Annotated in this window: 7 protein-coding genes; 4 read left to right on the plus strand and 3 right to left on the minus strand. The window is 43.1% G+C overall.

The window, feature by feature from the left end; all coding sequences use genetic code 11:
- Window positions 1-57 precede the first annotated feature (57 nt).
- A complete protein-coding gene (gene fre, locus BM607_RS18020; protein WP_071940021.1) occupies window positions 58-768 on the plus strand; it encodes an NAD(P)H-flavin reductase in 711 nt (236 codons plus the stop codon).
- A gap of 160 nt (window positions 769-928) precedes the next feature.
- On the opposite strand, the gene BM607_RS18025 is transcribed toward fre, so the two are convergent.
- Window positions 929-1,450, minus strand: a complete 522-nt coding sequence (locus tag BM607_RS18025) for a hypothetical protein (RefSeq protein ID WP_249269613.1) — start codon at window positions 1,448-1,450, stop codon at window positions 929-931.
- Window positions 1,451-2,344: 894 nt separating this feature from the next.
- Here BM607_RS18025 and BM607_RS18035 point away from each other — a divergent pair.
- Window positions 2,345-3,889 carry a DUF3644 domain-containing protein gene (locus BM607_RS18035; RefSeq protein WP_249269614.1) on the plus strand — a complete coding sequence of 515 codons (1,545 nt, stop codon included), beginning with the start codon at window positions 2,345-2,347 and terminating at the stop codon, window positions 3,887-3,889.
- Window positions 3,890-4,434: 545 nt separating this feature from the next.
- On the opposite strand, the gene BM607_RS18040 is transcribed toward BM607_RS18035, so the two are convergent.
- Window positions 4,435-5,064, minus strand: coding sequence for a flavin reductase family protein (locus BM607_RS18040; protein WP_011845657.1), 630 nt, complete (start codon window positions 5,062-5,064; stop codon window positions 4,435-4,437).
- A gap of 615 nt (window positions 5,065-5,679) precedes the next feature.
- Here BM607_RS18040 and BM607_RS18045 point away from each other — a divergent pair.
- Window positions 5,680-6,444: a putative adhesin gene (locus BM607_RS18045; RefSeq protein WP_071940709.1), complete on the plus strand. Its 765-nt coding sequence runs from the start codon at window positions 5,680-5,682 to the stop codon at window positions 6,442-6,444.
- Window positions 6,445-7,318: 874 nt separating this feature from the next.
- Window positions 7,319-9,226, plus strand: coding sequence for a hypothetical protein (locus tag BM607_RS18050; RefSeq protein WP_006079943.1), 1,908 nt, complete (start codon window positions 7,319-7,321; stop codon window positions 9,224-9,226).
- A 522-nt stretch (window positions 9,227-9,748) separates the two neighbouring features.
- Here the strand turns inward: BM607_RS18050 and BM607_RS18060 are convergent.
- Window positions 9,749-10,345, minus strand: a 597-nt coding sequence (locus tag BM607_RS18060) for a flavin reductase family protein (RefSeq protein ID WP_071940710.1), incomplete at its 5' end; no start/stop codon positions are given.

Here is a 10,345-nt window from a genome sequence, read left to right on the forward strand (position 1 = left end):
GGCCGCTAAAGCGACACCTAGACACATACTGTTGAAGAAAGGTGCAAAGGAAGTTTGATGAAAACCATACGTTGTAAGATAGAGAAAGTTAGCCCATTTAACGATGCCGTATATCAAGTATTGTTAAGACCAGAAACCGCCTTCGATTTCCAAGCGGGGCAATACTTATGTGTTGTCATGGGTGAAAAAGATAAACGTCCCTTCTCTATCGCGTCAGCGCCAAACGCCGAGCTGATCGAATTACACATTGGCGCCGCTGTAAGTGAAAGCTACCCAATGCAAGTGGTCGAGCGCATGAAAGCCTGCGCCATTGATGGCAGCACTATCGATATCGAAGCCCCAGGCGGCGAAGCCCATCTGCGCCACGAAAGCCAACGCCCTCGCCTCTTAATCGCCGGCGGCACTGGTTTCTCTTACATTAAAAGTATCGTCGAGCACCAAATCGCCATTGGCCAACAGGTTAAAACCACCCTGTATTGGGGTTGTCGCACCCAAGATGCCATGTATTTTGAAGCCATCGCCCGCGAGTGGCACGACGCTCACCCTTGGTTGAACTTCGTCCCAGTGATCGAAGAAGCCCCAGCCAATTGGCAAGGTAAAACTGCCAATCTGCTAGCGCAAATCAAACAAGATTTTGTCAGCTTAAATGGCTACGACATCTACATCGCCGGCCGTTTCGATATGGTGGGTGCAGCACGGGAAATCTTCCGTGAGATTGGTGTAGAAGAAGCGCATCTCTACGGTGATGCATTCGCGTTTATCAAATAACGCGATAATTGGTTAGCTTAGCTGGCTAACCTTTGCCAGTTGAGCTGCAAATAATAAACCCCAGTTTTTACTGGGGTTTTGTTTTTACTTTCAATAAGAAAATGACACTTACGGCATCTTCGTGATGACGTCAATCATTATCCTTTTAGGATAAAATTACCTATTGAAGCTCAATCGACACCACATTGGTGACGCCTCTAGCCAAGGTTATCATGCCTGAGGTGTAGAATTTTCCAGTGTCACTCTGAGCCTTCAGATAATAGACACCGCTATTGATATCTATGGTTTCTGGGCGGAACATCGCCAACGGCACATCACTTAGCCAACCATTACCGTCAACCTTATAAAAGTAAGTATTACTTTCCATCGCTGCGCCACTGTCTTGATGGTATGCCAATACCCTGACCATAGTCATACCCTTAGGATTTTTCTCCTGGGTAATAGAGCGGATCGCACCGCGTTCCGGAGACATCTTAGTATTATCACTAATATAAAATGGTTCGGAGCTATTCGAGTATTGCTGAGTCTGATGTTCGTAAGTGGGGATGGAACTACTACCGGAAGTGCCGCCTGAAGTACCTGTGCTAGCGATGCCTGCGATATCAGACACAGAATCGGCGATGTTTCTTACATCTGTACTCTTACAAGCAGCAAGACTTAAAACAAGGGTACATAAGATCATTTTTTTCATTGCGTTTAATCCATTAAGTTATTGTCTATCCATACCGCACATTGTATTAAGCGAGTTAAGCTCATCACAAAGTACTACTTAGGTAACCTATTATTACCAATGATTTTTTAAGTAGGGTAAATTATCAATGAGAATGTCATTAGTCAATAACTTAACAAACACGTAACCAATAAATCATAATGATTGAGATGATTTCACTATATCTCGAGAGTGATTGGTGTAATGGACGGCACCCAGCAGTGATGCGATCGCATTGATCAAATAACACGATAATTTGTTAGCTTGGCTGGCTAACGTTTGCCAGTTGGGCTGTAAATAATAAACCCCAGTTTTCGCCGTATTTCACTTTGAATACGGCCTTACGGCCAAGAAAATCTACATATCCAAACTTCGTTTGTTATTTTAAATCAAAGTCGTGGGGCTTCACCCCACACCCGACCAAGGAGGACTGCTCGTCCTATCCTCCTTGGATTCTCCAAGACGCCCCCAACGGAGTTGAAAGCCCCTTGTGCTCATTGCCAAATTCGCTATCGCTTCCGAAGGATGCGTCCCTGCACCTGCGAAAGCTAGCTCGGCATCCATGCCGAGACTCACGCAATTTGTCTATTCGCCCTGCGACAACTCCGAGGGGAGGTGTATTCTGTCACTTCGGCTTTGGCTGTTAATACCAATAGCCATCAGCATTGCAAAATTCAACAATGGGTGTCTCTATAAATGCAGGAGGAAAACAGCAAAAAAATCATCGACATCGAAAAATGCTTACACTAACTTATGCATAGGATCTCCGGTGTAATGTGACTCTCGTGGTCAAAAAATCCGATCACGAGGAGGGCCATAAGTTCAGATTAGTTAATGATCTCTAGCTACTAAGAAAGGAATCAGATAATGCAAATAAATAAGGATTGGTCATTCTCCGAAGCTATTTCAAAAATTAACAGTAGCTATAAGCCTGGAGGTCAGTTTTCTGGAAAGGCTAGAAATGTCGCTATCGAACACTGGGTGCAATTAGCAGGTAAAAATAAAGCCAAAATTGCACTTCAAGCGGCTTTGGATGAGTGCGGAACTAAGAAAGCGTTTTATCAAAAATACCAAATGGCGAGTGCTACGTTGGAAGGAATTCTGGAGCTTATCTCTAACCTGCCTGAGCAACAACTTGTACAGCAAAAAGCACATGCCAGTAAATATCAAAAAGTAGACCGAGCTTTCAGCTTTCTTGTTAGTAAGGAGCGATCAGGTGAAACTTTCACGATAAAAGAGCTTGCTGAAGCTACAGACTGGACAGTTGAGACATGCAAAACATACCCAACAAAGCGTTGGCATCAGTATGTGGAGAAGATTGGTATGGATTATTCCAGCTCGGGCTTTGCCTACATGAGTTTGGAAGAGTTCAGGACCGTTCACAGCCAAAAACTGCAACAAACGACAGATCTCTCTTCACGAGGTATTTTGCTTGAGAAAGCAAAGGAATTTGCCTTGCTAGCAGTATCAACCTATAACAATCCTTTTACTCACTATAAAACCTATGGGTTTATAGTGAATATTGTGATTGCTTACACTTCCTTGTTTCACGCAATTTTCGAGAAACAAGGGGTAGATTATAGGTACCTAGATGGCTCTGGTAATCCAGTCATGATTGATGGGGATACGAAAGCTTGGGAATTATCAAAATGTTGTCGGTATTACTGGCAAAATACTGGAGCGGCTGAGGTAGCTAATATTGAATTTTTGGTTGGGCTAAGAAACAGAATAGAACACCGAAGTCTTCCTGCTTTGGACCTTGCAGTTGCGGGAGAATGCCAATCAGCTCTTTCCAATTTTGAGAACCTTCTGATTAAGGAATTTGGAGACACACACACCCTATGCGTAAATCTCGCCATTGCAATGCAGTTAACCAGAATTGCTGAGCAGGCTCAAATTGATGCAATGAAGCAGCTACAAAGAGAGAACTATCGTGTTGTTCGGGAATATATGGAAACTTTTAGAAAAGACCTCGATGAAGAGGTATTTCAAAGTCAACACTTCCGATTAAGAGCATTTTTGGTCCCAAAAGTAGGCAATCATGCAAAAAGCTCTGATTTGACTATTGAGTTTGTTAATGTAGAAAAACTGAGTGCTGAGCAGCTCAGGAATTATGAACGTGGTATAGCTTTTATTAAGGGAGTTGAGTCTCCATATAAGTTAAAACCAGGCAAGGTTGTCGCTCTTTTAAATGACCATTTCTCTGAGTTCAATATGGCAATGCACACAAAGTGTTGGAAATACTTCAAGGCTAGACCGCAGAGCATTGAGGCCTCTTTTAAAGGTGAATATGCAGGCTACATAGAGGGTTTTGATCATTATCTTTATACAAAAACGTGGGTCGAACACCTTAAGACTGTAATGAATAATAAAACTTTGATCACAAAAATAAAAAGTCATGAAAATCAATAATAAATGAGGAGATATATAGTTACTTCAGGTTTAGAAGGCAAATGTACTTTCCTTTTCAAACTACATTCACGCTAAATTGATATATCACCTTTTACAGCAGAGTATCGGTTATTAATGATTGGCGGTCTTGCAACATATATCTGGCGTCTCAGCCCAGCTGAGAATTAAGACACTCACAATTATTTGGCTTTTCAGGGCTAACTAACAACATTAAAACTTAAGGGATACACCATCCCCTCGGAGTTGCCGCAGGGCGAATAGACAAATGGCGTGAGTCTCGCCATGGATGGCGAGCTAGCTTTCGCAGGTGCAGGGATGCATCCTTCGGAAGCGATAGCAAATTTGTCAATGAGCACAAGGGGCTTTCAACTCCGTTAGGGGCGTCATGGAGCATCCAAGGAGGATAGGACGAGCAGTCCTCCTTGGTCGGGTGTGGGGTGAAGCCCCACGACGTTGATTTAGATTTCTAATGCACAAACCTTTACACCAAGATCAATCTCAAACGAAATTTAAAAAACCACAGCCCTGCGGCGCCTGAGCAGCCCCTACACTTGTGGTCTATGTAGATCGAAACGCAGATCTTCGGAGATCCCATAATAGGCCGATGGGCCGCCGGCACGTAATACGGGCTCGGCAAGTGCGGTTTGATAAATCCCCTCGGCATTGAGTAAATGCTTGGCAATATGCACGGCCACCACTTCACCTAACACTAACCAAGTATCAATCTTGTCGCCATTAGCGGCAGTTAACTGGATGCATTGGGACAACTTACATTCAAAATTCACAGGGCTTTCAGCCACTAAATCAGCCTTAACAATGGTGCCTGCTTTAGCCGTGAGTCCGGCAAAGCTAAACTCATCTTGACCGCGTGGCAACATGGCGGAGGTTTGATTCATCTGCTCGGCTAAGCCGCGAGTGGTGAGGTTCCACACAAACTCCCCTGTTTCGACAATATTGGCGACACTGTCTTTCCAACCTGTGCTGGCAAAGCCGATGATGGGCGGTTTGTAGTTGAAACAATTGAAAAAGCTGTAAGGGGCGAGATTGCGTTGCCCCTCGGCATTCCGTGATGAAATCCAGCCGATCGGTCGAGGACCCACAATTGCATTTAAAGGATCGTGTGCAAGACCATGGCCTTTGCTCGGTTCGTAAAAATAGCGGTTATCAGCAGTCATACGTCATCCTTTTGCAGTGTCACAAAAATACTTAAGCTATTAAAACAGCTATCACGGCAACCATCACTGACATTCATTTATTGCCGCTATCTTATTTAAGTTCCTCGACTACCGCCAAAGCTCAGCGACACCCTTTCCCTCACCAGATAAAATCAGGTCGAGGATTTTAAATCCACGCCATGGTCGCTCATGCACTCCACGATATTCAACACTTAATGTGAGCGGCAATTTTTGTTTGTTGACCCAAATGACGCCTCTGCAGGTAGATGAATGGTATTTAAGTGTCTATGTTGACGCCATCAAATAGATCGACATGTCCATGCTCTACTGTGAAAAGCCAGACTTATACATTAAGGAAAATTTGTAGAAGCAAATAGAACACTAGCCTTACTGAACCAAAGCTGCTCATGTCTAACAGATTTTAAGCGTAACAGATCATAATTTTATCATTAGTATCAATATTTTGCATAACTAGACATATTAACCCCGAAAAATTCTTAAGTGTAAAAAGAACTACCGGAATATTTTTACAGAATACTTCGGGAATTTTCGAGTGAAATTGATGATATATAAGATAAGAATACCAACTCTTGTAGTTCCACTTTTTAGGTCTGTATGCCAAAATCAATTTTATCACCCATTATTCCCATAACTTCCACTCAATCAATATTTGACACTGTAGGGAAAAGCGAAAATAATTTTTCCAAAAATGTGAAAAGTGTTCGGAATATCCAAAATGTAGCAGCCAAAATATCACCAAGAGTCTTCAATCATAATGGCATAGCGTTAAGCCAAACAGGTCATGCCAAACAATTAGTTATTTTGACTCACGGCGGATGGAAAGAGCTTGAGAATAAGTCAACCACCTTTCGCCGCCAGGTCGGTGATGGATGGACACATGTACCCAATGGATTACGTATAGATTTCTATACTGAGGATAAAAACTTCACTAAAGGGCCGAGTGTACTTTCAGAAGTGAATAAACGACCAAATGATGCGCTTAAAGGATTAGAGCCCCATCTAGGGCTCAGTGAAAGCGATTTACTTCTCTTAGCTAATAGTCGAAATAAGTCGGTTGAGAGTATTCGAGATGACATGCTGAACTTGGCAACTTATAAGAAAGATGGCGTCACTGAGGGCGAGAGAGTGAAAGATTATGCCTTATACCATCATGAAAATACTCATGCCTTAATACAGCAACATCAAAATGGAAAATATAGTCCAGATGTTGATATTGCATTGGTCACGGATAAAAAGCATAAACGACATCTATCTGATATTTTTGAAACGATCAAAAAATCTGGAGCAGAATATCAGGTTATTCACTTTGGAGCTTGTAGGGTTGAACGAAGTGGTTCTGCAGTGCCTGAGTTAGCATAATCTCAGAAGTCAGAATCGCAACGCATTTGACCAGTAGACGATTTGAGCCCTAGCAACACCTTTAGACACCTTGCTAAGTGAATCAAATCACTTAACAAGGTGATTATGCCGACAAAAAATAGCTGAATTTAGAGTCCAAGCACTGAGACGTGCGGATAAGATCGCTGTTGCCGCTCAGCTCACCGTTAGACAATTGTCACTCACCCCATACCCGACCAATGAGGACTGCTAGTCCTATCAAAAACGTCCATGTTAAATAGCCAGCTCGATATCCATATCTCGCGCTCAAAGCGGCCGTAGGCCTTCGCCCTTGGATTCTCCAAGACGAGCAACTTCCATATCTAACTGCCAGTTCGTCATCCATGACTCTCGTTCATAACGCTGCTGCGCAGCATTCACCCTAGCGAAGTTACATGCATTAGTGACTGGCTTCGGTGCTTATTCGAAAATAGCTAACGCCCTTCAGCAACTTAGCAGGGGTAGGTGAACTACTGTGATCTCGGTGTCAGATGTTTATCCCAAAAGAGTTTTGCCTGCCCTATCTTTTGCTACGGTAACTCCGAGGATATTGGTGATCCCTGTAACCTTTATCTGCTCTCTTTCATGGAAACTTTAAGAATGGATGGCTGATTAAATCTTCATGGATGTGAATAAGCGACCATGGGGCGGACGGTCACTTCCATGCCAGCGTTTAATCTTCCCATCCCTTACGAAATCTTAAATCTATTTTTACAACCACACATCAAACGAGTTAACAAAGTGCTTTTACAATAGGTGGCTAAATAAAAATTTCATATTACGACGAACTCCAGTGGTATTATCCCCTTATAAAACATAATTATAATTCTATTCTCGTTTTAAGGATTGAAACAAAATGAAGAAATACCTTGTCGCTTTACTAGGCTGTATTGCAGCGCTATTTTGTTTTACCCAAAAGAACTCTAACAGCTCGTCGTATTTCAATGACACGATAGAAACAACCCAGCCCTCTACCTCATCATCCGCGACACTTGAAAAAGAAATTACCCAAACAAAGCTTAAGGCTCCTAACAACTACCATAGTTGTCAGCAGCTTATCGCATCGGAAAAAGAAACACATTGGAATTGGGCTAGAGAGCAAGAGTGGGATCAATGGTTAGACAAGGGATATTCTATCGATGATATTACGTTGGCTATAGATCACTTTTTAAATTCTAATTTCGCTGCCAATTGGCGGGCAAAAATGCTCAAAAAGAACTCGCAACTTAATCAGCAAAATCAAAGCCTAACCGAACAAGTAAAAGCCTTAGTACCTGATCTCCCCTCTTTTGTGCTAATCGGGAGAAGCATACCTCAATCTCAAATAGAAAATATTGCCACACTCAGTCAAGCTGACGCACTAGCACTCATTAAAGAAACGAAGCTCACCATCGATGATGTTGACTGGCTACTTAAACAAGATTCACTTAGCCAGCAATTATTGTTGCAAGCAATTGAAAATATTGATGATACTGATGCATTTATAGGCTTTGGAATCCAAGAGAACGAAACTCTACACCTTATCGATACCGCGGCCTACTACGGCAGAGATCAAATAGTAACCACTCTGCTAGAAAAGAACAGTGTTCTCAGTGATGATGCATACCTTGGCACAACCATGGAGTATGCCCTTGATCGTCTAGATGACTATTTCCATATGAATATTCCATTAGAAGATGACTTAATTGTACGACAAGTCAAAATAATTAAAGCGCTTCACGGGCTAAATAGCACCGCCAACTTTAGCATTCAATCAGATCAAAAAGCCGTAGGTTTCTTTCCTCGTCATGGTTACAGCTTCGATGCACAACAAATGACAAATTTACAGCAAATGTATGGCCTCACGCTCACCGAGATCCGCCCTAAAACAGCATTAACTTTTGATCCTAACTCCGCTTTATTAACAGAACTTAACACCAATTTTGCACAACTACATGCAAACAGTGCTACACCTGAAGCAGTTGCAGACTGCCAGTCATTAGTTCACAAAATAGATTCTCAATGGCAGCCACATAATCTTTCTTACTTTAGCGATAAACTAATCAAAGAGGGCAAGGAGGTCACTGCCAGCAATCTCAATCATATTGATCCTGCATTAACTGACTGCTTTAACTACCAACAACGGCAACCACTCCCCAGACGCCAAAGTGGCAATCACAGCTTAGACAACACTATATACGGGCTTGCGGCTCAGAATAAGATTAATGAAGCCATTAAAATGGTCGAGGACGCGCAGTTAGAAGAGGCTGTAAATCGTGAATTTTTCTATCAACTGTTAGGTTATAACCCCGAGTATTTCACTGAGTTACAACTCAGCCAATTACGTCAAGAGACCTTCAACTACGATGCTTTGTATCGCATGGCTCATACCAGGACGATTTCCCTTATCAGCGAAGGTTTAGATATCGACAAACTAGATTATACGGGTAAAAGTTGGCTTGACATTGCGATAATGGAGCACGATCTTCCACTGCTCAATTATTTGGTTAATCAGCATATTAGCTATCCATATAGGGAAAGCGGACGAGATCCACTGTATCTGTTATTGGATACTAACCATTACAAATTTAACCCTGAGCATCTATTGGAGTACTTATCCTTACTAATGGTACTTGAACCCAAGGTCTATCCTCAGCATCAACGTTTAATGTCATTGATACGTTTGAAGTTCCCTGAGTCATACACTCAAATCACCAACCAATTCCCAACGTTAATCGCAAAGGAGGACATCCCACTACCACCTGCTGTTTGCCTCAATTATTAAGGTTGTGCTACAGATAAAAAGTAAGAATGGAGACCACTGGAAAAGATGGGACATAACTCTTTTGGGATTTACTGCCAACCCGAGATCACAGAAGTTCACCTTCCCTTCGGAGTTGACGCAGGGCATTTGCGTTCGTTGCGTGAGCGAGGCATGGTCGCTCATGTGCATCCATGCACTTCACCACATTCAGGCATCCTGTCTATCAGATGCCGAGATAGCGTCAGTCGAATCAGGGACGAGCGTCTGACGCGATAGCATAAGAACGCTTAATGCCCAAGGGGCTTTCAACTCCGTTAGGGGCGTCTTGGCTGCTTGTGAAAAGAAAGGCAAGGAGGATAGGACGAGCAGTCCTCCTTGGTCGACTCTTTATTAAAAATCAGGGGGTGAAGCCCCACGACTTTGATTTTTCTTTTAAAAAAAGCTTAAGTCATGAATTGCTCTGCCATGAGAGACCAAAACTCATAAGTCAAAAACTCAAACGAAGTTTAAAAACCCAAAGCCCTGCGGCGCCTGAGCAGCCGCTTACACTTGTGGTCTATGTAGATCGAAACGCAGATCTTCGGAGATCCCATAATAAGCCGATGGGCCGCCGGCACGTAATACGGGCTCAGCAAGTGCGGTTTGATAAATCCCCTCGGCATTGAGTAAATGCTTGACGATATGCACGGCCACCACTTCACCTAACACTAACCAAGTATCAATCTTGTCGCCATTGGCGGCGGTGAGTTGAATACATTGGGACAACTTACATTCAAAATTCACTGGGCTTTCAGCCACTAAATCGGCCTTAACAATCGTGCCTGCTTTAGCCGTGAGTCCAGCAAAGCTAAACTCATCTTGACCGCGTGGCAACATGGCGGAGGTTTGATTCATTTTCTCGGCAAGGCTGCGAGTGGTGAGGTTCCACACAAATTCGCCTGTTTCGACGATATTGGCGACACTGTCTTTCCAACCTGTGCTGGCAAAGCCAATGATGGGCGGTTTGTAATTGAAACAATTAAAAAAGCTGTAAGGAGCGAGATTGCGTTGCCCCTCGGCATTGCGTGATGAAATCCAGCCGATCGGTCGAGGACCCACAATTGCATTTAAAGGATCGTGTGCAAGACCATGGCCTTTGCT

This window comes from Shewanella sp. SACH, from assembly GCF_001887095.2.
Taxonomy (GTDB): Bacteria; Pseudomonadota; Gammaproteobacteria; order Enterobacterales; family Shewanellaceae; genus Shewanella; species Shewanella baltica.

What these genes read in the sequence shown, in the direction of transcription:
- BM607_RS18025 (WP_249269613.1), bottom strand. Translation starts at nt 1,450, where the DNA reads ATGATCTTATGTACCCTTGTTTTAAGTCTTGCTGCTTGTAAGAGTACA.
- BM607_RS18040 (WP_011845657.1), bottom strand. Translation starts at nt 5,064, where the DNA reads ATGACTGCTGATAACCGCTATTTTTACGAACCGAGCAAAGGCCATGGT.
- BM607_RS18050 (WP_006079943.1), top strand. Translation starts at nt 7,319, where the DNA reads ATGAAGAAATACCTTGTCGCTTTACTAGGCTGTATTGCAGCGCTATTT.
- fre (WP_071940021.1), top strand. Translation starts at nt 58, where the DNA reads ATGAAAACCATACGTTGTAAGATAGAGAAAGTTAGCCCATTTAACGAT.
- BM607_RS18035 (WP_249269614.1), top strand. Translation starts at nt 2,345, where the DNA reads ATGCAAATAAATAAGGATTGGTCATTCTCCGAAGCTATTTCAAAAATT.
- BM607_RS18045 (WP_071940709.1), top strand. Translation starts at nt 5,680, where the DNA reads ATGCCAAAATCAATTTTATCACCCATTATTCCCATAACTTCCACTCAA.